The sequence below is a fragment of the Bacillus sp. FJAT-27225 genome (assembly GCF_001685025.1).
Classification (GTDB): domain Bacteria; phylum Bacillota; class Bacilli; order Bacillales; family Cytobacillaceae; genus Bacillus_D.
The window spans coordinates 1,042,115-1,065,986 of the sequence record NZ_MAYU01000001.1 but is presented as its reverse complement, the minus strand read 5'-3'; the positions used below and the strand labels follow the sequence as shown (position 1 = coordinate 1,065,986).

The following is a 23,872-nucleotide window of genomic DNA, read 5'->3' as shown; positions in this document are numbered from 1 at the left end:
GAGGATGGTAAAATAAAGTGCAAATACAGAATGAGGGTGAGGAGTGAAAATGTCAACACCTGATTTAGCTGTACTTAATGAAATCAAAGCTTTAAAAGAGAGAAGGAAAAAACTCAGTAAAGAAATGATTAAAAAAAGAGATGAAATACTAATTAAGGTTTACAATGTCTTATAAAGAAATGGCAAAATTGTTTTCCTTAACTGATAGAGGAATACGTCTAATAGCTAATAAGTACAACTTGAAAATTAGAAATGGTAATGAACAATATAACGTAAACAAAGATTTCTTTAAGAGTTGGACTAATGAAATGGCATGGGTTTTAGCAATGATTTATACGGATGGGTGCATTCACGACACAGTTGGCAATCGTTCTTTTGATATAGCCCAAAAGGATACGAATATTTTGCATAAAATTAGAGATTTGCTTGGTTCAAATCATAAAATTATTGATGGATACAAGAACAGAAGTGCATGTCTTAATATTGGAAGCACAGAAATGGTAAATGACTTAAAATCATACGGAATGACTCCAAATAAATCTAGGTCCATTAAATTCCCTGATGTTCCTGAATTATATCTTCCCCATTTTATTAGGGGAGTGATAGATGGGGATGGATGGGTAAAGCCTAAAGGTTCCGTTTTAAATGTAACTAGTGCAAGCAAGGATTTTGCTGAATCCTTATGTAACGTGTTTAAAAGTTGGGGGCTAAATTCAGAAATAAGAACTCAGACTTCAGATGCAGGAACAACTATTTATAGAATTTGGGTTATTGGGATTTTTAGTGTTTGGAAACTTTCCTCAATTATATATCATAATTGTGGCGATTTATATATTGATTATAAACGGAAAAGAATGGAATATAATCAGTCAAGGATTAAACGTGTTTACGACCGAATTAAAGACGAAACTGATTTTGACAGAATATCAAATATAATTCGATATTATAGCTAACGTCCCTACTCGGATTTTACTTGTCAAACCAAATAAGTAAGAACAATGTGAAGTTCAAACAGCCCTTTTTGAAATTAATTAGGTTTGAACTAACATATGAGAGTTTTTGTTTCTAGGCTCAGATTGATTGTGAATTATTGTACTTAAATTAAAGGGTGCGAGAATCCCACATCACTATAGCTCAACTATCTTCAATTAGTAATTAAAACAAGGACCAATAATTAGGTGAAGTAAAACAGGCTTGTTACACAGCTTGATAGTAATAAAAAGGCTCGCCTTAATTAGGGCGAGCTTCTAATTATTCAACATACGCGTCAGTTTTTAATAACCCTTAATAGAGTCTTCAATCTTGGGAGTGTACTTTTCGTTCTTAATCCAATTTAGGTCTTGAGATGTTAGCTCGAACCACTCTCCTGAACAGCGTTTTTCTTTAAAGTGTTGGTGAAATAGATATTCGGTTTTATGATAGTTTTCACTTTTAATTATATGAACTGTATTAAATTCATAAGGCATGATTGTTCCAAAATCATTATTAATTCGTTTTTCAGGAACCTTAGCCTTCCCAATTTTAACTAACTTCTTACCAGATTCTTGAACAAAGTATACATACCCAGTATTAAAACTTACAGACTCAAACTGTTGACTTACTGGACTTAAATGATGCCATTCTTTTATACCAGTTTCGATATTTTTAGTAAGGTATGACCCTTTATATAATTTTACAATCAGTAAAATAAACAGAAAGATAAATCCTATAAACGTAAAAAAATCCATCTTAGCAGTCCTCCTTGTCATAAAGGATTCGTGGGGAATAAACCCTGTTTAACACACAAAAACCGCTGCGTTTTTTAAAGGTAACTAATAGTCGATGGCGTTGTAAGGTACGCTTGGGACATCTGTATTGTTGAAATTTCTTACGCTCAATAACAGAAGAAATAATGGGTTCAACATCATATCCATCTCCATAAACACCATTTATAAAAATAGTATGACAAGGTAAAACCGCAAGTAAGTCAATGATAACTTTGTTTAAGCAGCTATACACATACATCTCATACAATTCAATTCTTTTCATTTTTGGGAAAATGTGGTACCGAAGGTTTCCTCGTTTAGTTACTTTTTCGATTTGATAAGGAATAACATTTTCCAGGGTATGAAGATAGACATCACACTCTACTATATTAGAGTAGACATACAGACTATAAGCCTTGGCAAGGGAAGGATTTCTATGAAATTGACCATATTTCTTCACGGCCATTCTCCAAGCTTGTGGGTCACCTTCTAATACTTTTTTGACGAAAGGATACCTCTCTTCCCATTTTTCGTAGATACGCTGATCTACTGTTCGTCCTTTGTTTCTCTGGTATTTGTAGTAGTATGTAACGATTTTACTAAAACCAATCTTCTTTGAAAAGTGGGAAGGTTGGTATCTATCTTCTTTATCTGCCCATACTTCTTCGGCAGGACCCAACCTGTACTTGGGAAAAGGCTCAACGCTTTCCTTCAACCAGTCTATAGGCGAACATCCGTAAAGGTGATGAGCCTTTAACTCATCCAGCTGTACTTGTTGTCGGTTTGTTATTCTATACATTGAAATCACCAAATTTAGTATCTGCATGAGTGTTTCGAATTATGAGAGACATTCGAAACCTCTTTTGTAAAATCCTCGGAGTTATTTTTAAAGAACTTCTTGATATAAAGTAACTTTCCTGAAAAGATTCAGGAGACATATGTCTTAAGGGTGTAATTGGAATATCTTTAGAGGATTGCGTGTATCTCACCCTTGAGCCGACTGAGATGTATAAAGGCGGAAAAGATTAAAAACAAAAGGTGTTTATTGACCCAGAGAAAATTTAGCGTGTCAACACGAAAAGGTTGGGAGATGAAGGTAATCTAAGTAACAGTTAGCTTACTAACTTTTGTGATTTAAAATTATTTTGCTGCTGCAAAATTTTCTTGACAAAATTTGACAAGTTGCAATATGCTTGTACTAAGAATGCAAACACTTTTTTGGAAGGGGATCTTATGGATAAAGTACTTTCTTCAAATAGTTCCCAACTTGAAGATTTGCTACAGCGTGTAGGTATGAAATTGCAAATAAGTAAAACACAGCGAGAGTTGGCAGAAAGTAGATATAAAAGTGTAGGAGAATGGCTTTCTAAAGATGATACGCTCTTTAATGGAGTGGACATCGACATATACTCGCAAGGTTCATTACGTATTGGCACTACCGTCAAACCACTTACAAAACAGGAATATGACCTTGATTTAGTTTGTGAAATTAATCAGAACTGGCAAGGTAAAGACCCACTGAAATTATTAGACTCCATTGAAAGACGCCTCAAAGAAAACAAAATCTACGAAGGAATGGTTGAAAGAAAAAATCGTTGTATTCGGCTTAATTATGCTAACGAATTTCACTTGGATATTTTGCCTGCTCATCCCTTAAATCAATCAACAGACACCAATTTAAAAGTCCCTGACCGAAAGGCCGAGGATTGGAAGGACAGTAATCCAAAAGGATATGCTGATTGGTTCATAAACCGTTCTAATCAATATAAAATTCTTTTTGAAAAAAGTGCATCTATTGAACCCCTGCCAAGTGATGAACGTGTAGAAAAAAAGGCTCCTTTAAAAAGGGCAGTTCAGCTTATCAAACGGTACCGTGATGTTTATTTTAAAGATAATTGTGAGAATGCTCCTATCAGTATTGTTTTAACAACTTTGGCAGGAGATGTTTATAGTGGGCAACTTACAGTTAATGAATCCATTACTCACATTTTGGACAACATTATTGCTCATATTCCAAAAGACGGGGAAAGATTAGTTGTTTTAAACCCTGCTAATCGTAGGGAAGATTTAAGTGAGAAATGGGATCAGGATCAAAAATTATACCTATCCTTTATTAACTTTATGCTTGATTTTAAAGAGCATTGGGCCAAACTTAATAAATTACAAGGAATTCATGAAATTGCAGTGGAATTGAAAAACATGTTTGGCGAAAATATCATCAACGATGCCTTAAAGGAACAGGCAGAATTCATGGAAAAAGTAAGGAAGTCCAATAATCTTTCTATATTAGGCTCAGGATTATTGGTTGCTGCTTCTAAAGAAGAAAATAGGGTTAGTGTCAAACCGAACACGTTCTATGGTGAATAAAAGAATCCCGTTTAAAAAGTTTTCTGTTTCCATTTCCCAACAGGTCATTGCAATGGAAAAAGCATTTCCTAATTTTCAAACCGATTGGAAAAGGAACACAGTGATTTGGACGGGAACTTTAAAACCTACTCCTTTAAGCCGCTGCTATACTGTTCAAATTTTTTATTCTTTAACCATGGACCAACCAAAAATAATAGTTTTATCCCCCCCGTTAAGAAAAAGAGGAGATGCAAACATTCCACATACCTATCCTGGGAATAAACTTTGTTTATTTCGACCCAAGAAAAAAGAGTGGACCAAGGCAATGTTGATTTCGGAAACAATTATTCCTTGGACATCTCTATGGCTATATTATTATGAGATGTGGCAGGCCACTGGGGAATGGTTCGGGGGAGGAGAACACCCTCGACTTAGAAGGAAAAAAAGTAAATGAAAATGAGGGTTATAAACCATCGTTTTCTTTTTATAATGGTCCTTTTTAAAAAAATATAGGGGGTGGTATTCTTGTCAAAAACAAAAATTCCAGAAAAGGTCAAAATAAGATTATGGGGAAAGTCTGCAGGAAGGTGCCAATACGAAGGATGTAATGAACCACTATGGTTAGATTTACTTACCAAAGCTGAGTTTAATACTGCCTACGTGGCTCATATTATTGCTGATAGCCCAGATGGTCCACGAGGAGATAAAGTTCTTTCAGAACAACTGGCTATGGATATATCAAACCTAATGTTGATGTGTGATAAGCACCATAGGTTAATTGATAAAGAGGACGTAGAAGGGCATCCCGTAGAGCGTCTTATTGATATGAAAAAAAGGCATGAGAAGAGAATAGAAATTGTGACAGCCACTAAGGAGGAAATGAAAAGTCATGTCCTTTTATATGGTGCTAATATTGGTCAACATACCTCTTTAATCAACTATGCAAATACAACTCCAGCAATGATGCCACATAGGTATCCAGCAGAGACCCCTGCCATAGAGTTAAGTATGCAAGGTAGTTCTTTCCGTGATCACCAAGATTTATTTTGGACCATTGAGAGGCAACATTTAATAACGCAATTTGCTGATAAGGTGAAGCGGAGGCTCGAATTAAGAGATATTACCCATCTCTCGGTGTTTGCCATGGCACCTCAACCTTTACTCATTCAATTAGGAGCACTAATCAGTGATATTTGTTCTGCGGACGTATATCAGTTACACAGAGAACCAACCGATTGGTGTTGGCAGGACGACCCTGCAGATTTTGAATATATTGTTAAGGAACCTAGTAGCTGTTATAAGCAAGTTGCTATAAATCTATCCTTAAGTGCTAGTATTGATATTCATCGTATTTATAGTGTGCTTGGTGAGGAAACTTCAGTGTGGACATTAACCATTCCATCGCCCAATAATGATTACCTAAAGAGTAAAAATCAATTGAAGATGTTTCGTATCATAATTAGACGCCTGTTCGATAAGATAAAATTTGTTCATGGTCAAGATACCGTTATTAGTATTTTTCCTGCAGTACCACTTTCAATTGCCGTTGAATTAGGAAGAGTTTGGATGCCTAAAGCTGATTTGCCACTAGCTCTGTATGATGAAAACCGTGAGCTAGGTGGGTTTCAATATACTTTTGATTTGGGGGAAAGGACTGGTAAGGCAGCAACATAATCTCAAGTTAATAATGAATATGTAGACATTGGTTTCATAAGGTTTATTAAATTCGGAAAAAATTAACAGATAAGGAAAGTGGGCTTTTTATCCCAGGCATCGAGTAAACAGAATAGTGCTTCTCTCGGGCTATCCCTTGCCCAATGCTGTTTTTTTAGTTGTTGTGTTTTTTGGCTTGTTCTTTACTCAAACACAGATATCATAGGACAACTCCACTCCTACATAGCTTGATTGTAGGAGAGTGATAAATATGAGGGAACATCAAAAGACATTCATCTTTATATTTAAAAAGCCAGATAAGCCCTCTAAAACCCAGGAAGAAATATTGCTCGAACTCATCCAATCCGCAATCCGAAAGGCCGTAGCCAGATAAGCAGCTTAAGGTTATAATATAATATAAAGCAATTAAGCCCGACGCGTAAAAGCTAGGGCCTTTTTTATTACTGGGAGGTATATGATGAAGAACTCGATAACAGCGAGTTATGTTCGTGTCTCGTCAACTAAAGCCTCGCAGAAGGAATCACCTGAGCATCAACGAATGCTATGCGAGGAAAAGGCACTTAAAGAAGGCTTCGAAATTATTTACACATACGAAGATCGTTCTTCAGGAACGAGCATTAATGGCAGGGAAGATATAAAAAAAATGCTGGAAGATGCAAAAAAGGGATTGTTTAATACCCTTCTTTTTGCATCAATATCCCGTTTTAGCCGTGATCAGCTTGATGCCATCACCCTTAAACGAACATTGGTGGATGCACTTGGCATTAGACTTATATCAATAGAAGAAAATTATGATTCGGCTGTAGATAAAGATGAATTAAAATTTACGTTGTTCGCCATTATGGCTCAACAACAGGCAGAGCAAATAAGTTTAGCTTCGCGTCGAGGAAAGAGGCAGTCTGCAAGGAAAGGTAACTTTACTGGCTCCATCGCTCCATATGGTTATAGTAGGACAATCATCGCTAATCAAAAAACACTTGTTCCAAATAATGATGCTGAAGTTGTACGTAAGATATTTCATTTATATGTCCATGAAAATATGGGGGAAAAAAATATAGTTCATTACTTAAACAGTAAAGAAAACAACATACCATCTCCCAGAAAAGGTATTTGGGGACTCTCGACAGTGCAACGGATACTTCAAAATGAAGCCTACACTGGCAGAAATGTATTTAACAAGTATGAAGTTAAAAAAGTATATGAAGATTTGAATGATATGAGTGATCGAAAAAAGAGATTGGTACAAAGAGTTAAGGAAGAATGGTACCGCAATGAAAATAAAAATTGGGAAGCCATTATAGAAGATGAAACATTTGAAAAGGCACAAGAGTTGAGATTATTACGGGGAGGGGGCAAACGAGGCGGCCCTAGACAAAGAGTAAATGTTTTTGCAGGTTTTGTGCACTGCGGGCATTGTGGTAGCAGTATGGTGAGCATGAAATCAAAGAACGGGAAGAATTTGAATGATGGGCGAGAATATCGATACTTGATTTGTTCAAGAAGAAGGAGATTGGGTGAATTAGGATGCGACAACAGTAAGTACACCCCGTATTATGAATTTAGGGATTCGGTAATAGAAGAGGTATCCCAACGATTAAGACATCGGATTGACGTTGAAAAAGAAATTGTAAATTATCTGGATGAAAATAAGAATAAACATCAAAATAGAGGAAAGAAATTGGACAAAGAGAAGGCACAGCTTGAAAGGAACATGGAAATTAACAGGAAGTTGCTATTTGAATTAAGGAAGCAAAAAATGCTTGATACGAATATGGATGAAGACCAATATAGTTTTGAAAAAGAACAATATGAAAAAGAAATACAAACAAGCCAAAAACGCTTGAAAGATATTGAAGGTAAATTGACTAAAGAAGAAAATAAAGAGGAATATCATAAAGCAATAAAAGAAGCTCTTGAAGAGCTAGGTAACTTGTCATACGAAGATTTCGATGAGTTGCATATTACGTTAAAAAAATTGATTGATAAGCTAGTTATCTATCCTGACAATAAGGTGGAAATTTACACTGTATTAGATTCTGATTAATTACGACTTCAAAGCCTATCTCGAATGCAATGCAAAAGCTCGGAGTTAAGGGGCGTTCTCAGGCAGTAGTTGAACTCCTGCGAATGGGAGAACTAGAGCTATGATCAGGACCGGCATCCATGTGGAGGCCGGTCTCCATTTATGTGCCGGGATATTCTTTTGGTTGAAGGCTGCTGTGGCCTGTTATGTAGTTTCCCTTGAATTTTTGGCGAAAAAAGTAGAGAATGAATGTAACCAGAAGTAGGGGATTCAGCCTTTAAGGCTTTTTATGGGAGTGGTTAAAATATGGAACAGGTTAGAAGTGAAAAATTGGATCCAGTTATAGTTGGCCAAATTGAAAAAGATCTTCGCTACATAGCAGGTATTATAAAACAAAAAGGCAGGGAAATGCTTAGCAACTACACAATTACCCCGCCGCAATTTGTTGCGTTGCAGTGGCTCTTTGAAGATGGCGACATGACAATCGGGGAATTATCGAATAAAATGTATCTTGCGTTTAGTACGACGACCGACCTGGTCGACAGAATGGAAAAAAACCATCTGGTTGTTCGGGTTAAGGATCCGAAGGACAGGCGTGTTGTAAGAATCCATCTACTCGAAGAGGGAGAACGGATTATTGACGAAGTTATTAAAAAGCGGCAGGATTACCTGAACGATACATTAAAAAATTTCTCCTCTGAAGAAGTATCCGTTCTTCAGCACTATATGACAAAATTGCATCAGGAAATGCGGGAAAAATGAGGCGAGGCTCTTGAAACAGCCAATCGGAATAATAGACTCAGGTGTTGGCGGCTTAACAGTGGCAAGGGAAGTTATGCGCCAGCTTCCAAATGAACAAATTATTTATCTTGGCGATACAAAACGATGCCCATATGGGCCGCGTCCTGTCCGGGAGGTACGAAAGTTTACCTGGCAGCTGACGCGTTTTTTGCTTAATAAGAATATTAAAATGCTTGTGATTGCCTGTAATACAGCAACAGCGGCAGTCCTGGACGACATTCGCAGGGAACTCGATATCCCGGTTGTGGGGGTTATTTATCCCGGAGCCCGGGCGGCGATCAAAAATACTGAAAATTACCATGTCGGGGTAATCGGAACAATTGGCACAGTAAAAAGTGGTGCTTATGAAAAGGCGTTGAAATCTCTGGTCAGCAGGGTTTCCGTTGTAAGCCATGCATGTCCGAAGTTTGTTCCGCTCGTCGAATCCGGCGAGGTTGAAGGGGAATTGGCCGAGCGCATTGTAGCCGAGGCACTGGAGCCTATAAGGGGCAATAAACTCGACACCCTTATACTGGGCTGTACTCACTATCCATTGCTCGAGCCGCTCATCAAAAACTATATGGGCAAAGATGTCAAAGTCATCAGTTCCGGAGACGAAACAGCCCGGGAAGTCAGCACCATCCTCGATTACCGAGGATTGATTGAGCAGGACGCAGATGAACCGAAACACGAATTCTATACAACCGGTTCTGATATCCTCTTTACAAAAATTGCATCCCAATGGCTGGGCTATGATGTAAAAGGTGTAAAGACCGTTAAATTGGATTAACCTTTGGAGCTCCTTTTGGGGGCTTTTTTTGTGTTTTTGTCTATTTAAATGGGGATAGGCCAGTGAACTGCGGGAACTAAAAATGCGAACAGTGCCAGGTACGCCTCGGATTTTCTTGTTTCACGAGCGATGTTCCACGGGCTGAGTGTGCTATGGTTACTAGTTAACTTATTGGTAAACACAGTTCAGTTAGTAATAAAGAGTGATTTTCGGAAGTAGTTATTTGTAGTACTACTCAGAGTACTACTAGTTTTATCAGCAGATTGCCTAGTGATGCTCCGAGTACTACTAGTGAAAACTGACTATCTTTGTATCTAATCTAGCAATAAAGTGTGGTTCAAGAAGGTAGTCATTTGTAGTACTACTCAGAGTACTACTAGTGTTTTCATCAGATTGCCTAGTGATGCTCCGAGTACTGCTAGTGAAAACTAACTATCCGTTAACCTTGAATAGCAACAAAGTGTGGTTCAGGAAAGTAGTCATTTGTAGTACTACTCGGAGTACTACTAGTTTTTTCATCGGATTGCCTAGTGAACCTCGGAGTACCACTAGTGAAAACTGCCTATCGGCAAATCATAATTAGTAAAAAAGTGTACTTATTTTTCTGCTGCAAATCCGCTTTAATTAAATTCCGCAGGCGAAATTCACCTTCCTTTCCAACTTAATTTCTTATTACCAGTTTATTTTCAATGGCTTGGTCTAAATCTTCCAGGGGCTCGTATACATGTAGTACAAACTGTCTCAGGAGGGGTTTTCATGTCCAAAAATAAAATTAAGGTCCTGGCATCGGCTGTACTGCTATCTTCTGTTATGCTAACCGGATGCGGGCTATTCGGGGCGGAAACGGTCAAGAAGATCGACCCGCCAAAAAGTACTTCCTTTGAAAACAAAGAAGGGAAGAAAAACTCAACTACCAGTGGTGAAGCAGCCGAAACAACAGGCACCATTAAAACTGAATTGTATCTTATCGACAAGGATGGCTTTGTCGTTTCCCAGCCACTTGACCTTCCAAAAACAAATTCAGTCGCAAAACAGGCACTAGAGCATCTTGTCGTGAACGGCCCCGTTTCTGAAATGCTCCCAAATGGCTTTAGGGCAGTCCTTCCTGAAGACACCGATGTATCAGTCGATATCAAAGACGGAGTCGCAACTGTTAATTTTTCAAAGGAATTCAAAAATTACCAGCCTGAAGACGAGTTGAAAATCCTTCAATCCGTTACCTGGACATTGACTCAGTTTGACACGGTCGACAAAGTCAAGCTGAAGCTGAACGGCCATGAACTAAACGAAATGCCTGTCAATGGCACACCGATCAGTGACAGCCTGTCGAGGAGTTCTGGAATTAACCTCGATTCATCCAACACAGTCGATATTATGAACACAAGGCCGGTGACGGTTTACTACATTGGCGGTGAAGAAGGCTCCTACTATTATGTGCCTGTAACCAAGCGAGTGAGCAACACCATTTCCGACGACATTGTTGCTGCTGTTCAAGAACTTGCCAAAGGGCCGTCAACTACAAGCCTTGACAGCCTGTTCATGAGCCAGGTCAAATTGCTTGATAACCCGAAAGTCGAGGGCGGAAAAGTCACCCTCAATTTCAACGATGCGGTGTACCACAGCTTTGAAGAAAAAATCATTTCTGAACAGCTCGTTGATGCGCTTGTCCTTTCCTTGACTGAGCTTGAAGGAATTAAGGAAGTTTCGGTTCTGGTAAACGGCAAAGCTGAACTCGTCAAAGAAGATGGCAAAAAATTAACAGAGCCGGTAACGCGCCCTGAAAAAGTCAATACGGGTAGTTTCTAATAAACAATTTTTGTTATACTATATAATGAAATCAAAGAGGCAGCCGTTAAGCCGCCTCTTCTTTATTTTTTCCTAAATTAGAAAGTATGCCGCCATACTGGCGAATGCGATTTTTTGAAAAATGGGCCTACATCATAAAAACAGGTTATTCCAGGGAGGACTTTCTATGCGATTTGATGGCAGGGAACCGCTGCAACTAAGACCGATACATATTGAAACGAATTATTTAAAACACCCAGAAGGGTCAGTACTGATTTCAGTTGGAGACACGAAAGTGATTTGCTCCGCCAGCATTGAGGAACGAGTCCCTCCGTTCATGCGGGGAGAAGGAAAAGGCTGGATCACTGCTGAATATTCGATGCTGCCCAGAGCCACCGAGCAGCGCAATATCCGTGAATCTTCCAAAGGGAAGGTGACGGGCCGGACTATGGAAATCCAGCGCCTGATTGGGCGTGCGCTCAGGGCGGTTGTTGATTTGGAGGCTATTGGCGAAAGGACAGTCTGGATTGATTGCGATGTAATCCAGGCGGATGGCGGGACACGGACAGCTTCCATAACAGGAGCGTTCGTAGCGATGGCACTCGCACTGAACGGCCTCGCTCAAAAAAGAGTTCTGCCCCGCTTTCCTGTTGTGGATTTCCTTGCTGCGACAAGCGTTGGCATCCTTGGCAATGGACAGGCAGTACTTGATTTGAATTATGTTGAAGACTCCAAGGCGGCTGTCGATATGAATGTCGTTATGACAGGCAACGGTGAATTTGTTGAGCTTCAGGGAACAGGAGAGGAGTCAACTTTTTCCCGGGAGCAGCTGAATAAAATGCTCGAGGCTGCCGAAATAGGTCTGATTGATTTGTTTGAGCAGCAGCGAAACGCTCTAGGTGCTGACATTTCGGGTAAAATAGATTCTAGAATAAAAAAGTAACAAGGAGGACCAAGCCTTGAAAGAAGTAATTATTGCAACCAAGAATGCCGGAAAGGCAAAGGAATTTGAAGCCATTTTTGCAGAGAAGGGCATTAAAGTGATGACCTTGCTCGATTTCCCTGACGCTCCTGATGTAGAGGAAACAGGTTCAAGTTTTGTGGAAAATGCAACTCTGAAAGCCGAAACAATATCCCGGAAGCTCGGAAAGGCGGTCATCGGAGACGATTCCGGCCTTGCAATTGATGCACTGGAAGGCCGTCCCGGAATTTACTCAGCCCGCTATGCAGGCGAGGAAAAAAGCGACGATGCAAATATTGATAAGGTTCTAGAAGAACTTGATGGCATACAGGAAGAGCAGCGCACGGCCCGCTTCCATTGTGCGCTTGCATTTTCAGTTCCTGGCAACAAAACGATTACTGTTGAAGGGACATGCGAAGGGATGATCCTTCGGGAGCGCCGCGGCACAAACGGTTTTGGCTATGACCCAATTTTTTATGTGCCTACTCTTGGACGCACCATGGCCGAGCTGTCAAAGGACGAGAAAAACGCGATCAGCCATCGTGCCAACGCTTTGAAAAAGCTGAGAGAGGTACTAGATGGAGCTGGCCGTTCATGAAGAAAGTACTCGTTGTAAGTGATAGCCACGGTTTAGCCGATCCAATGAGAGTATTGAAAAAGAGGCATGAAGAAGTTGATGTGTTCATCCATTGCGGAGATTCGGAACTTGCCAGGGATGACGAAGCGCTAAAGGGTTTTGTAACGGTTGGAGGAAATTGCGACTTTCATCCTGGCTACCCGGATGAAGAAGTTGTTGATGTTTCTGGCAAAAAAATCTTTGTGACCCATGGCCATCTTTATTCAGTAAAATCCACGTTAATGAACATTCTCTACAAAGCTCGCGAAGCAGGTGCTGATATTGTCTGCTTTGGCCATTCGCACCTTTTAGGTGCAGAAATGTCAGGAGGAATCCTTTTCGTTAATCCAGGCAGCATCCGGCTGCCAAGGGGAATTAGTGAGAAAACGTACGTTATCCTGGGCATCGACGGAGATAAGGTAGAGGTCACTGTTTATGATTTGGAAAAAGGCGAATTGCCCGAATTAAAACAGCAGTTCCACCTAAACCAATGACCAACGGGAAAAACGGACGCCGTTTGGTTCCGTTTTTCCCATTAAAACTATTGTACAAAAACTTTTATAAATCTGGTTGACAACTCCTAACTTGCCTACTATAATAAAACATGTTCGTTAAAAACAATGATTCATTTTTACTTTGTCCCAGTAGCTCAGCAGGATAGAGCAACGGCCTTCTAAGCCGTCGGTCGGGAGTTCGAATCTCTCCTGGGACGCTCATACACTAGCCGGTAATCTCACAAATTGAGGTTACCGGCTTTTTCTATGCTGGAAAAAAGGGGAGCAGGCCATGCATATTATAAAGGCTCGAGAACTGGACTATCTTTATAAGTCTATAAAACCGATATTGGACACGGCGACTATCATTGAGATTGATGATAGGGAGACAGAGGAAACCCTACATCATTATTTGTTTTTGCACCAATATTACGACCGAATCGTTTCTTCCTCTTACTTTACAAAGGAAGAGGTGCTTCATAGCCAATATTATTGGTATCATCAATTCAAAGAAATGTATTTTGACAGGTTTGAGCATGATGGAGGTATGGAGCAGCAAGCTTTTAAGCTTCTGGAGCACCTGGACCGGGAACTGGAAGGGAATATCGATTGGCCGGTAATAGAAAAGATAGTAAACGGAGAGATATGAATCCTGTTTTCTCTATTTATTTCATAGATCGACCCTCTGTTTTAGGAAAGCTTCATATTGTAAGAAGATCTCTGTTTAAAATTGTTTTTTCTAGAATGCCATGCTAAACTTTTTTCAACTAAAGCTTGTATAACTTAAGGAATGATTTTTTATGAAAGAGGAAGATAGAGACAATATTGTCCTTTTTCCAAATGTGGAACGGCGTCTTGTAGAAAAGGGAATTGAAGCTCTGCAAAACAAACAATTAAGTGAAGCGATTTCCTTGCTTGAGCAGGGGTATGCACTTGATCCGGATAACGGCGATGTGATGGCGGCTCTCGTGCTGGCTTATTTTGAAGGCGGAGCACTGACCAGGGCCAAAGAGCTTTGCAAGGAAATGCTATTGGCGGGGCAAGGCGACTATTTCCAGATAGTCGAGATGTATATTACGATTTTGATTCAGCTGCATGAATACAAGGAAATAACAGAGGTACTAGAGGCATTACTTGATGAGCGGGAGGTGCCAGCCGAGAAGAGGGAACATTTCATGACGATTCTCCAGTTTTCTCAGAGGCTGGCGGATAATGAACCTGTGCCTGAGATGACTGAACAGGATTCCGAGCCGGCGAGACAGGAGACTGGGATTCAGCCCGAAGAGCTCGATCTACTCAAGATTACGGATTTGAATGAACAGGTCGCACTTGCAGGCAAATTAGCCAATCAGAATATCCGTCCTTTTGTAAACCGAATTGGAGAATATTTGAAATCAGCCGAGGGGCATCCTTTCATGAAGACGATGCTGTTAAATATTCTTCGTGAACAGGAAATGTTGAACGAAATGAATGTGGTAAAGTTTGGATTAATGGAGAATTTTATTCCAGCAGAGCTGCCAGCTCCCCATTCCCAGCCGCTGGAGAACGAGGTTGGGAGGCGGTTGGCCACAGAACTTGAACATCAAGACCCGTTTTTATTGGAGAGCACTTTAAGCCTGCTTGGAAGGCATGAGTTTGCCGTGTATCCATTTAAGCTTGAACCCGATGACCCTGCAGCCTGGGCTGCTGCCTTTGAGTATACCGCTCAAGTATACCTTGGCAATGAACCAAGCGTTGGTGAGCTAGCGGGTAGGTACAGTACGAATTTGGACGCTGTCAGCAAAGCTGCTGGCTGGATTGAAAAAGTGGAGGAAATTTCTTATCCCATTATTTAGCCGCCAGAGTTGAAAGAACAAATTCGTATGTGTATAATGTAGTGGTTGCAATGTGTAAACAGCTTATGGATTACATAGCGAGCGAATCTACCATTGGTAAATTAGGAAATAGATTGTTGGAGGGAACAAAATGTCTGCTACATGGGAAAAATTAGAAGGAAACCGCGGTGTTCTGACTGTAGAAGTTAGCGAAGAAAAAGTTGCGGAATCCCTTGATTTTGCTTTTAAAAAAGTTGTTAAGAATGTAAATGCCCCAGGCTTCCGTAAAGGAAAAATGCCTCGCCCAATTTTCGAAAAAATGTATGGTGTTGAAGCACTTTACCAGGATGCAATTGATCACCTACTTCCTGAAGCGTATTCTTCTGCCATTGATGAAACTGGTATCGAACCAATCGACCGCCCTGATGTTGATGTCGAGAAGTTTGAAAAAGGTTCAAGCGCAGTTTTTAAAATTACAGTAGAAGTTAAGCCTGAAGTCAAGCTTGGTGACTATAAGGGACTTGAAGTAACTGAGTTTGATACATCTGTAAGCGATGAAGATGTTGATGCTGAAATCAAAACTCTACAAAGCCGCCATGCCGAGCTTGTTGTAAAAGAAGAAGGCACTGCTGCAGAAGGCGACACAGTTGTTATCGACTTCAAAGGTTTCGTTGATGGCGAAGCTTTCGAAGGCGGAGAGTCTGAGAACTATTCTCTTGAACTTGGTTCTGGCTCATTCATTCCAGGCTTTGAAGAACAGCTTGTTGGCTTAGCTGCAGGCGAGTCCAAGGATGTTGAAGTAACTTTCCCTGAGGAATATCATGCTGCTGAATTGGCTGGCAAACTAGCTACTTTCAAAGTAACTCTTCATGAAATCAAGTCCAAGGAACTTCCTGAGCTTGATGATGAGTTTGCAAAGGATGCTGACGATGAAGTTGAAACTCTTGATGAGTTGAAAGCAAAAATCCGTTCACGCCTTGAGCATGACAAAGAGCATCAAAAAGAACACCATGTCCGTGACGGTGTTGTAGAAAAAGCTGCTGCAAATGCAGAAATCGAAGTCCCAGAAGCAATGGTTCGCAATGAAACAGACCGCATGCTTCAAGAGTTCGAACAGCGCCTGCAAATGCAAGGCATGAACATGGAGCTTTACTTCCAGTTCTCCGGACAGGATGAAGCAGCCCTTCGCGAGCAAATGAAGAGTGACGCTGAACAGCGCGTTCGCGTAAGCCTGGTTCTTGATGCAATCGCCGAAGCTGAAAACATTGAAGTATCTGATGAAGATGTGAATGCAGAACTAACTAAGATGTCCGAAATGTACAACATGACTCCAGAGAACATTACAATGGCTCTTGGAGGCACTGAAGGCATCAAGTCTGACCTTAAGAAAAATAAGGCAGTAGACTTCCTTGTCGAAAACAGCAAAACAGTTGCTGCTGAATAATATAAACATAAAAACAAGGCGCGATTTATCGTGCCTTGTTTTATACAATTAAGCAATTACATATTATAATAAGAGATAGATATACATATGAAAAGTTTTTAGGCAGTGGCTTAATTCCGTCAGGTTTTGGTTAAGCTTTAGGAAGTACATATAAAAGCGGAAGCACCCGGTTAGCGCCGTATGGCCTAGAGGGCCTCGACATGAGATAAAGGAAACACGATGAGCGAAGCGAATCGATGTTGACTTATCGTAGTGAGGGGACCGAAGGACACTAGGCGCTGGGTGCTGGAGCTGGATAAATAAAAGCGGGAGCACCCGTTATGGTGCTATAGTTGGACAATTATTTTTTTGACCGTTGCGCAGGCTTTAGGATTTTCGGGCTAAATTGGGCAAGAGTTATTATTTCCTGAAAGCATGTATCATGTGGTACAATGCAATACATAACGCCTTTTTGTTTCTGTAAGATTGTTCCCAATTTCCTAAATTAAGCCTGCACCTGTTGCAGCTAATAAATACGAAAACCGTTCTTAAGGGGTGAAAGATTTGTTCAAATTCAATGATGAAAAAGGTCAGTTGAAGTGTTCCTTCTGTGGAAAGACGCAGGACCAGGTACGCAAACTGGTTGCCGGGCCTGGTGTTTATATATGTGATGAGTGCATTGAATTATGTACTGAAATCGTCGAGGAGGAGCTTGGAACCGAAGAGGAAGTTGAGTTCAAGGATGTTCCGAAGCCAAAGGAAATCCGCGAAATCCTTGATGAATATGTGATTGGCCAGGACAATGCGAAAAAATCGCTCTCCGTTGCGGTTTATAACCATTATAAGCGAATCAACTCCAACAGCAAAATCGATGATGTCGAACTGTCGAAAAGTAATATTTGTATGATCGGACCTACAGGAAGCGGAAAAACCCTTCTTGCCCAGACGCTGGCCCGTATTTTGAATGTGCCATTCGCGATTGCTGATGCTACATCGCTTACTGAAGCCGGCTATGTGGGCGAGGATGTTGAGAACATCCTGCTCAAACTGATTCAGTCTGCTGACTATGATGTTGAAAAAGCAGAAAAAGGCATCATTTATATTGATGAAATCGATAAAATTGCCCGTAAATCCGAAAACCCTTCGATTACAAGGGATGTTTCCGGTGAGGGCGTACAGCAGGCGCTTTTGAAAATCCTTGAGGGCACTGTTGCCAGCGTTCCGCCTCAGGGGGGCAGGAAGCATCCTCATCAGGAATTCATCCAGATCGATACAACGAATATCCTGTTCATTTGTGGCGGGGCATTCGATGGAATCGAGCCTATCATCAAACGCCGCCTTGGCCAAAAGGTGATTGGTTTTGGATCCGATGTAAAGCAGACAGATATCAGCCAAAAGGAACTCCTTTCTAAGGTCCTTCCTGAAGACTTGCTGAAATTCGGCCTTATCCCAGAATTCATCGGCCGCCTTCCTGTTATCGCAAGCCTTGAGCAGCTTGACGAAGATGCGCTGATTGAAATCCTCACAAAACCAAAGAACGCTCTTGTGAAACAATATCAGAAAATGCTTGAGCTGGATGATGTTGAGCTTGAATTCGAAGAAGGAGCCCTGAATGAAATTGCCAAAAAGGCGATTGAACGCAAGACAGGGGCAAGGGGCTTACGCTCGATCATCGAAGGCATCATGCTTGATGTCATGTTTGACCTGCCTTCCCGTGATGACATTACAAAGTGTATCATAACGAAGGAAACAGTTGCCGAAAACAGTGAACCAAAGCTTGTTACAGAGGACGGCACTGTTATTAACGAAGAACGCACATCTGCATAAAACAATTTCTGCTGCCTGGCATTTAATGCCGGGCAGTTTTTTTGCCGAAACCAGATTTCAAAGTCGCGAATTAATTTCAAAACCGCTGAAATATTTATAAAATCGCTGAACTAGGTTCTTAAATCGCTGAATTATTTTTTACAGTTTTATTTCCCCCGGGAGTACCCCAACTGACTCTTGTAAAAGCAGAGGCTTTTAAACCACTCCATATTTTGGAATGTTCATTCTTTTCCATCTTACCATTCTTCACTTTTTTGTTTACTACGCCCCTTCAACGGAAATACTAACAAATAACGGAAAACGTATTGTTCAGGAGGGAAAAGGATGAGTTGGATGGGAATCGCCTTGGTAATACAGCTCTTCTTTGGAATTATCATCGGGCTGTATTTTTGGAACTTGCTAAAGAATCAACGGACACAAAAGGTAAGTATCGATAAAGAGTCAAAAAAGGAAATGGAACATCTTCGCAAAATGCGCTCGATTTCATTGACCGAGCCGCTTGCTGAAAGAGTGAGGCCAACTTCTTTTGATGATATTGTTGGCCAAAAGGACGGCATTAAAGCTTTAAAAGCAGCTTTATGCGGGCCGAATCCCCAGCATGTGATCATTTATGGGCCCCCGGGAGTTGGAAAGACCGCTGCTGCGAGACTCGTATTGGAAGAAGCGAAGAAAAATCATAAATCACCGTTCCAAAAATCCTCCGTTTTTATAGAGCTTGATGCCACGACAGCAAGATTTGATGAGCGGGGCATTGCGGATCCTTTGATTGGTTCAGTCCACGATCCGATTTATCAAGGGGCAGGTGCGATGGGGCAGGCAGGAATCCCACAGCCAAAGCAAGGTGCTGTGACCAACGCACATGGCGGGGTCTTGTTCATCGATGAGATTGGTGAACTGCATCATATCCAAATGAATAAGCTGTTAAAGGTATTAGAGGACAGAAAGGTTTTTCTCGAAAGTGCATATTACAATGAAGAAAACCAGTCCATTCCAACCCATATCCATGATATTTTTAAAAATGGCCTGCCAGCCGATTTCCGGTTGATTGGAGCAACAACGAGGACTCCGAATGAAATTCCGCCAGCAATCCGGTCTCGCTGTATGGAGGTATTTTTCAGGGAGCTCAGCCAGGATGAAATCATGACGGTTGCGAAAAAGGCTGCCGATAAGGTTGATATGGCGATTAGTGAAAACGGGCTGGAAATCCTTTCGAATTATGCCCGAAACGGGCGTGAAGCAGTCAATATGGTTCAAACCGCAGCCGGGCTGGCAATCACTCAGGATCGCAGTGAAATTAAGGATGAAGACATTGAATGGGTCATCCATTCCAGCCAGGCGACTCCGAGGATGGAACGCAAAATAAACGATCTTCCTGCGATTGGACTAGTAAATGGCCTTGCAGTATATGGACCTAATTCTGGTGCTCTGTTAGAAATAGAAGTAAGTGTCATCCCGGCAAAAGAAAAAGGCTCGATTAACATAACGGGCATCGTTGAAGAGGAAAGCATTGGAGGGCAAGGAAAATCGGTTCGCCGTAAAAGTATGGCACGCGGTTCGATAGAAAATGTTATTACTGTCCTGAGGACAATGGGCGTGCCTGCCGAAGCTTATGATATTCACGTCAACTTCCCGGGAGGCATTCCAATAGACGGTCCTTCTGCGGGAATTGCAATGGCAACCGGCATTTATTCAGCCATCTACAACATGCCTGTTGATAATCGGGTTGCGATGACTGGGGAAATTTCAATCCACGGGAATGTAAAGCCGATTGGCGGCGTTTATGCGAAGGTTTTGGCTGCAAAGAAAGCCGGCGCCAAAACCGTTATCGTCCCTGCCGAAAATATGCAGTCGATCCTGAACGAAATCGATGGAATTGAAATTATTCCGGTTACCCATTTTAATGAAGTAATTGGGCTTGCACTTAAAGAAAATGCTGCAAAGAATGTGGTACCGCAAAATGGCGGCACCCATGCAATGCCTGAGGGCGACGGTACAGTTATACCAGCTGCCGTACAAATGTCTAAAAAAGAATCAGTTTAATCCATTAAAACAGGATGGAACTTCGGAGTTGGATTGTCCGGAGTTCCTTTTTTATCCCGCATTAAGGGGAAGTCAAGCCTACTCAGAGTCAGCTGTCCCTAAATGCCCGATTGGTGAACAGTGAAACTTGCCGCTGTGGTGTTCCCAGCAGCTTAGTTGAACTAATCGGGTTCGTAGTGCCACTTAGTCGCCGCGAAATTTGGCGAGTTAGCGGCAATAGAACGGGACTAACCATCAGTGGAAGTTCACCACTGATGGAAGTTTCACTTTATATGAAACAAAGTAATTTTTCAAAAAGAATAACATAAATGCGCTTATAGAAAAGGATACTATGAAGGCGGGAAGCCCTGCTCAGCATAGATAATTAGACACGTTTTCTTAAATAAGATAGAATTGAACAAAGACAAATACCTTAAAAAGGGTAATGAATGCATTTTTGGAGGTGCATGGGTAATGGCGGAAACGAATGATAAACAAATCCCCCTCCTGCCGCTTAGAGGGCTGCTGGTCTATCCGACAATGGTGCTGCATCTGGACGTTGGCCGGGAAAAGTCCGTTCAGGCACTCGAACGGGCTATGGTCGATGACCATCTAATTTTTTTAACAACCCAAAAGGATATCTCGATAGATGAGCCGTCAGAAGACGACTTATACAGCATGGGTACATTGACAAAGGTAAAACAGATGCTGAAACTTCCAAATGGAACCATCCGTGTCCTTGTGGAGGGTCTTAAACGTGCCAAAATCGTTTCCTTCTATGATAGAGAAGAGTTTTTCTCTGTTACAGTGGAAGAGTATGAAGATAAAGAGACAAAGGATGTCGAAGATCAGGCTTTAATGAGAACGATGCTTGATTATTTTGAACAATACATAAAGATGTCCAAGAAAATTTCTGCAGAGACTTATTCATCGGTCGCAGATATTGAAGAGCCAGGCAGGATGGCGGATATTATCTCCAGCCACCTTCCGTTAAAGCTCAAGGATAAGCAGGAAATCCTTGAAACCATTGATGTCAAGGAACGGATGAGCAGTGTTATCAATATCATCCACAATGAAAAGGAAGTTCTTAACCTTGAAAAGAAAATCGGCCAGCGTGTCAAGCGGTCGATGGAACGCACACAGAAGGAATACTACCTCCGTGAGCAAATGAAGGCAATCCAAAAGGAGCTTGGCGAAAAAGAAGGCAAGACAGGAGAAATCGCCGAGCTTACCGAAAAGATTGAAATGGCAGGGATGCCCGAATCCGTGCAGGCTACTGCATACCGCGAGCTGGATCGCTATGAAAAAGTACCATCAAGCTCGGCGGAAAGTGCGGTCATCCGCAATTATATAGAATGGCTTGTGGCAATCCCATGGACAAAGAAGACAGAGGATGACTTGGATATTGCCAGGGCCGAAGATATCTTGAACGAAGACCATTACGGACTCGAAAAAGTAAAGGAACGCGTCCTTGAATATTTGGCAGTGCAAAAGCTAACCAACTCCCTGAAAGGGCCAATCCTTTGCTTGGCAGGGCCTCCGGGTGTCGGTAAAACGAGCCTTGCTAAGTCAATTGCCCGCTCGCTGAACAGAAATTTCATCCGTGTTTCACTTGGCGGTGTCCGGGATGAATCTGAGATCCGCGGCCATAGAAGGACATATGTCGGAGCAATGCCAGGCCGGATTATCCAGGGCATGAAAAAAGCCGGGACAATCAATCCGGTATTCCTTCTTGACGAAATCGACAAGATGTCGAGCGATTTCCGCGGCGATCCGTCGGCAGCGATGCTCGAGGTGCTTGACCCGGAACAAAACTTTAACTTTAGCGACCATTATATTGAAGAACCGTATGACCTTTCGAAAGTCATGTTTATCGCAACTGCGAATAACCTCGCAACCATTCCGGGGCCGCTGCGCGACAGGATGGAAATCATTACGATTGCTGGGTATACGGAAGTAGAAAAAGTCCATATTGCCAAAGACCATCTACTGCCAAAACAAATCAAGGAAAATGGTCTATCCAAGGGGACTCTTCAGATTCGCGAGGATGCGATTTTGAAGGTGGTCCGTTACTATACAAGGGAAGCCGGCGTCCGCAGCCTCGAACGCCAAATGGCAACCATTTGCCGGAAAACAGCCAAAATCATTGTTGCTGGTGAGAAGAAAAAAGTTGTTGTTACCGAGAAAAACATCGAGGACTTCCTTGGCAAACCAATTTTCCGTTACGGCCAGGCTGAACTTGAAGACCAGGTCGGAGTTGCAACCGGCCTTGCCTATACGACTGTAGGGGGCGACACGCTGCAAATCGAGGTGTCGATTTCTCCAGGAAAAGGCAAGCTTGTTCTGACCGGAAAGCTTGGCGATGTGATGAAGGAATCCGCCCAGGCGGCGTTCAGCTATGTCCGCTCCAAGGCGACAGAGCTTGGAATTGATCCTGATTTTCATGAAAAACATGATATTCACATCCACGTTCCAGAAGCAGCTGTTCCGAAAGACGGTCCTTCTGCGGGGATTACAATTGCGACCGCGCTCGTTTCAGCGTTATCGGGTAAACCGATTCGCCGTGAAGTCGGAATGACAGGCGAAATTACATTGAGGGGACGCGTTCTGCCAATCGGCGGCTTGAAGGAGAAAACCCTGAGCGCCCATCGCGCCGGGCTTACAAAGGTTATTTTGCCAAGAGACAATGAAAAAGACATTGATGATATTCCGGAAAGTGTCCGAAGTCAGATGGAATTTGTGCTCGTTTCCCATGTCGATGAGGTGCTGAAGCATGCGTTGTCGGATGGAGGAAAAGCATGAAGGTAACAAGTGCAGATATAGTAATTAGCGCGGTAAAGCCGGAGCAGTATCCTGATTCGGCTTTACCCGAATTTGCGCTTGCCGGCCGCTCAAATGTCGGCAAAAGCTCTTTTATTAACAAAATGCTGAACCGGAAAGCTCTGGCTCGGACTTCTTCAAAGCCGGGCAAGACGCAAACACTGAATTTCTTCCTTATTAATGAAATGATGTATTTCGTTGATGTACCTGGCTATGGCTATGCGAAGGTTTCAAAAAAGGAACGCGAGGCATGGGGAAAAATGATTGAAACATACATTACGACGCGCGAGCAGCTGAAGGCGGTTGTCCTAATTACGGACCTTCGCCATCCACCTTCAAACGATGACGTCATGATGTATGAATTCCTGAAGCACTACAACATTCGCTGCATCATCATTGCAACCAAAGCCGATAAAATTCCAAAAGGCAAATGGCAAAAGCATTTGAAGGTAACAAAGGAAACATTGGATGCTGACCCCAATGACCCAATTGTACTGTTCTCGTCCGAAACCGGATTGGGTAAGGATACAGCATGGGCTGTGCTCAAGCAGTATATGAATGAAGAAACTCGAGAAGAAGAACACGCGGAAGACGTGGAATAAGAAAAGCTGGGGGATGGCCTTGTATGGCCTGCCTCCAGCTTTTTTGTTTGTTTTTAGAATTTACGGTGAAGTTAATAGAGCTAGTAGTTTCAACGATTCAATTTCAATGTATTGGTTACATTTCAGGTCTATACGAGGGGTGAAACGTTGCCA

Annotated in this window: 22 protein-coding genes, 1 tRNA gene and 1 pseudogene; 22 read left to right on the top strand and 2 right to left on the bottom strand. The window is 41.8% G+C overall.

What is annotated here, in order from left to right; translation table 11 throughout:
- Nucleotides 1-43 precede the first annotated feature (43 nt).
- Nucleotides 44-175 carry a hypothetical protein gene (locus A8F94_RS26335; protein WP_302621293.1) on the top strand — a complete coding sequence of 44 codons (132 nt, stop codon included), beginning with the start codon at nucleotides 44-46 and terminating at the stop codon, nucleotides 173-175.
- Nucleotides 165-953: an LAGLIDADG family homing endonuclease gene (locus tag A8F94_RS05425; protein WP_066196726.1), complete on the top strand. Its 789-nt coding sequence runs from the start codon at nucleotides 165-167 to the stop codon at nucleotides 951-953. The genes A8F94_RS26335 and A8F94_RS05425 overlap by 11 nt, the downstream gene beginning before the upstream one ends.
- A 321-nt stretch (nucleotides 954-1,274) precedes the next feature.
- Here A8F94_RS05425 and A8F94_RS05420 read toward each other — a convergent pair whose 3' ends face one another.
- Together A8F94_RS05420 and A8F94_RS05415 are read right to left on the bottom strand one after the other, a co-directional pair.
- Nucleotides 1,275-1,727: a GIY-YIG nuclease family protein gene (locus A8F94_RS05420; RefSeq protein ID WP_066196718.1), complete on the bottom strand. Its 453-nt coding sequence runs from the start codon at nucleotides 1,725-1,727 to the stop codon at nucleotides 1,275-1,277.
- Between the two features lies 1 nt (nucleotide 1,728).
- Complete coding sequence (locus A8F94_RS05415) at nucleotides 1,729-2,544, bottom strand: hypothetical protein (protein WP_139070026.1); 816 nt, start codon at nucleotides 2,542-2,544, stop codon at nucleotides 1,729-1,731.
- A gap of 434 nt (nucleotides 2,545-2,978) precedes the next feature.
- On the opposite strand from A8F94_RS05415, the gene A8F94_RS05410 reads away from it, so the two are divergent.
- The 20 genes and pseudogenes from A8F94_RS05410 to yihA all read left to right on the top strand — a co-directional run bounded on the left by A8F94_RS05410 (nucleotide 2,979) and on the right by yihA (nucleotide 23,719).
- Entirely contained in the window at nucleotides 2,979-4,112 is a 1,134-nt protein-coding gene (locus A8F94_RS05410; RefSeq protein WP_066196713.1) for a nucleotidyltransferase domain-containing protein, read from the top strand.
- Between the two features lie 52 nt (nucleotides 4,113-4,164).
- A complete protein-coding gene (locus A8F94_RS05405; RefSeq protein WP_139070025.1) occupies nucleotides 4,165-4,545 on the top strand; it encodes a hypothetical protein in 381 nt (126 codons plus the stop codon).
- Nucleotides 4,546-4,616: 71 nt separating this feature from the next.
- On the top strand, nucleotides 4,617-5,765 hold the full coding sequence (locus A8F94_RS05400) for an SAVED domain-containing protein (RefSeq protein ID WP_066196707.1): 1,149 nt from the start codon (nucleotides 4,617-4,619) through the stop codon (nucleotides 5,763-5,765).
- A gap of 250 nt (nucleotides 5,766-6,015) precedes the next feature.
- Nucleotides 6,016-6,138: a hypothetical protein gene (locus A8F94_RS26330; RefSeq protein WP_302621292.1), complete on the top strand. Its 123-nt coding sequence runs from the start codon at nucleotides 6,016-6,018 to the stop codon at nucleotides 6,136-6,138.
- An 84-nt stretch (nucleotides 6,139-6,222) separates the two neighbouring features.
- Nucleotides 6,223-7,809 (top strand): recombinase family protein, encoded by a 1,587-nt coding sequence (locus A8F94_RS05395; RefSeq protein WP_066196704.1) that lies wholly within the window; start codon nucleotides 6,223-6,225, stop codon nucleotides 7,807-7,809.
- Between the two features lie 2 nt (nucleotides 7,810-7,811).
- Nucleotides 7,812-7,913, top strand: a pseudogene (locus tag A8F94_RS24835) (hypothetical protein); the annotation flags it as partial.
- 181 nt (nucleotides 7,914-8,094) lie between these two features.
- The gene (locus A8F94_RS05390; protein WP_066196700.1) at nucleotides 8,095-8,550 is read left to right on the top strand and encodes a MarR family winged helix-turn-helix transcriptional regulator; all 456 of its coding nucleotides are present in this window, start codon (nucleotides 8,095-8,097) and stop codon (nucleotides 8,548-8,550) included.
- Between the two features lie 10 nt (nucleotides 8,551-8,560).
- Nucleotides 8,561-9,358 carry a glutamate racemase gene (gene racE / locus A8F94_RS05385; RefSeq protein WP_066196697.1) on the top strand — a complete coding sequence of 266 codons (798 nt, stop codon included), beginning with the start codon at nucleotides 8,561-8,563 and terminating at the stop codon, nucleotides 9,356-9,358.
- A 756-nt stretch (nucleotides 9,359-10,114) separates the two neighbouring features.
- Complete coding sequence (locus A8F94_RS05380) at nucleotides 10,115-11,164, top strand: GerMN domain-containing protein (RefSeq protein WP_066196694.1); 1,050 nt, start codon at nucleotides 10,115-10,117, stop codon at nucleotides 11,162-11,164.
- Between the two features lie 166 nt (nucleotides 11,165-11,330).
- On the top strand, nucleotides 11,331-12,086 hold the full coding sequence (gene rph, locus A8F94_RS05375; RefSeq protein WP_066196692.1) for a ribonuclease PH: 756 nt from the start codon (nucleotides 11,331-11,333) through the stop codon (nucleotides 12,084-12,086).
- A 16-nt stretch (nucleotides 12,087-12,102) separates the two neighbouring features.
- The gene (locus A8F94_RS05370) at nucleotides 12,103-12,702 is read left to right on the top strand and encodes an XTP/dITP diphosphatase (protein WP_066196689.1); all 600 of its coding nucleotides are present in this window, start codon (nucleotides 12,103-12,105) and stop codon (nucleotides 12,700-12,702) included.
- Entirely contained in the window at nucleotides 12,699-13,214 is a 516-nt protein-coding gene (locus tag A8F94_RS05365; RefSeq protein WP_066196687.1) for a metallophosphoesterase, read from the top strand. The genes A8F94_RS05370 and A8F94_RS05365 overlap by 4 nt, the downstream gene beginning before the upstream one ends.
- Before the next feature lie 144 nt (nucleotides 13,215-13,358).
- Nucleotides 13,359-13,432, top strand: a tRNA-Arg gene (locus A8F94_RS05360).
- 74 nt (nucleotides 13,433-13,506) lie between these two features.
- Nucleotides 13,507-13,863, top strand: coding sequence for a hypothetical protein (locus A8F94_RS05355; RefSeq protein ID WP_066196685.1), 357 nt, complete (start codon nucleotides 13,507-13,509; stop codon nucleotides 13,861-13,863).
- A gap of 151 nt (nucleotides 13,864-14,014) precedes the next feature.
- Entirely contained in the window at nucleotides 14,015-15,049 is a 1,035-nt protein-coding gene (locus tag A8F94_RS05350; protein WP_066196682.1) for a tetratricopeptide repeat protein, read from the top strand.
- A 130-nt stretch (nucleotides 15,050-15,179) separates the two neighbouring features.
- On the top strand, nucleotides 15,180-16,472 hold the full coding sequence (tig, locus tag A8F94_RS05345; RefSeq protein ID WP_066196678.1) for a trigger factor: 1,293 nt from the start codon (nucleotides 15,180-15,182) through the stop codon (nucleotides 16,470-16,472).
- 543 nt (nucleotides 16,473-17,015) lie between these two features.
- Nucleotides 17,016-18,278, top strand: a complete 1,263-nt coding sequence (gene clpX / locus A8F94_RS05340; protein ID WP_066196671.1) for an ATP-dependent protease ATP-binding subunit ClpX — start codon at nucleotides 17,016-17,018, stop codon at nucleotides 18,276-18,278.
- 324 nt (nucleotides 18,279-18,602) lie between these two features.
- The gene (gene lonB, locus A8F94_RS05335; protein WP_066196668.1) at nucleotides 18,603-20,318 is read left to right on the top strand and encodes an ATP-dependent protease LonB; all 1,716 of its coding nucleotides are present in this window, start codon (nucleotides 18,603-18,605) and stop codon (nucleotides 20,316-20,318) included.
- A gap of 453 nt (nucleotides 20,319-20,771) precedes the next feature.
- Complete coding sequence (gene lon / locus A8F94_RS05330; protein WP_066196665.1) at nucleotides 20,772-23,099, top strand: endopeptidase La; 2,328 nt, start codon at nucleotides 20,772-20,774, stop codon at nucleotides 23,097-23,099.
- Nucleotides 23,096-23,719 carry a ribosome biogenesis GTP-binding protein YihA/YsxC gene (gene yihA / locus A8F94_RS05325; protein ID WP_066196663.1) on the top strand — a complete coding sequence of 208 codons (624 nt, stop codon included), beginning with the start codon at nucleotides 23,096-23,098 and terminating at the stop codon, nucleotides 23,717-23,719. The genes lon and yihA overlap by 4 nt, the downstream gene beginning before the upstream one ends.
- Nucleotides 23,720-23,872: the final 153 nt, after the last annotated feature.

What these genes read in the sequence shown, in the direction of transcription:
- A8F94_RS05425 (WP_066196726.1), top strand. Translation starts at nt 165, where the DNA reads ATGTCTTATAAAGAAATGGCAAAATTGTTTTCCTTAACTGATAGAGGA.
- A8F94_RS05420 (WP_066196718.1), bottom strand. Translation starts at nt 1,727, where the DNA reads ATGGATTTTTTTACGTTTATAGGATTTATCTTTCTGTTTATTTTACTG.
- A8F94_RS05415 (WP_139070026.1), bottom strand. Translation starts at nt 2,544, where the DNA reads ATGTATAGAATAACAAACCGACAACAAGTACAGCTGGATGAGTTAAAG.
- A8F94_RS05410 (WP_066196713.1), top strand. Translation starts at nt 2,979, where the DNA reads ATGGATAAAGTACTTTCTTCAAATAGTTCCCAACTTGAAGATTTGCTA.
- A8F94_RS05405 (WP_139070025.1), top strand. Translation starts at nt 4,165, where the DNA reads ATGGAAAAAGCATTTCCTAATTTTCAAACCGATTGGAAAAGGAACACA.
- A8F94_RS26330 (WP_302621292.1), top strand. Translation starts at nt 6,016, where the DNA reads ATGAGGGAACATCAAAAGACATTCATCTTTATATTTAAAAAGCCAGAT.
- A8F94_RS05395 (WP_066196704.1), top strand. Translation starts at nt 6,223, where the DNA reads ATGAAGAACTCGATAACAGCGAGTTATGTTCGTGTCTCGTCAACTAAA.
- A8F94_RS05390 (WP_066196700.1), top strand. Translation starts at nt 8,095, where the DNA reads ATGGAACAGGTTAGAAGTGAAAAATTGGATCCAGTTATAGTTGGCCAA.
- A8F94_RS05380 (WP_066196694.1), top strand. Translation starts at nt 10,115, where the DNA reads ATGTCCAAAAATAAAATTAAGGTCCTGGCATCGGCTGTACTGCTATCT.
- rph (WP_066196692.1), top strand. Translation starts at nt 11,331, where the DNA reads ATGCGATTTGATGGCAGGGAACCGCTGCAACTAAGACCGATACATATT.
- A8F94_RS05365 (WP_066196687.1), top strand. Translation starts at nt 12,699, where the DNA reads ATGAAGAAAGTACTCGTTGTAAGTGATAGCCACGGTTTAGCCGATCCA.
- A8F94_RS05355 (WP_066196685.1), top strand. Translation starts at nt 13,507, where the DNA reads ATGCATATTATAAAGGCTCGAGAACTGGACTATCTTTATAAGTCTATA.
- A8F94_RS05350 (WP_066196682.1), top strand. Translation starts at nt 14,015, where the DNA reads ATGAAAGAGGAAGATAGAGACAATATTGTCCTTTTTCCAAATGTGGAA.
- tig (WP_066196678.1), top strand. Translation starts at nt 15,180, where the DNA reads ATGTCTGCTACATGGGAAAAATTAGAAGGAAACCGCGGTGTTCTGACT.
- lonB (WP_066196668.1), top strand. Translation starts at nt 18,603, where the DNA reads ATGAGTTGGATGGGAATCGCCTTGGTAATACAGCTCTTCTTTGGAATT.
- lon (WP_066196665.1), top strand. Translation starts at nt 20,772, where the DNA reads ATGGCGGAAACGAATGATAAACAAATCCCCCTCCTGCCGCTTAGAGGG.
- yihA (WP_066196663.1), top strand. Translation starts at nt 23,096, where the DNA reads ATGAAGGTAACAAGTGCAGATATAGTAATTAGCGCGGTAAAGCCGGAG.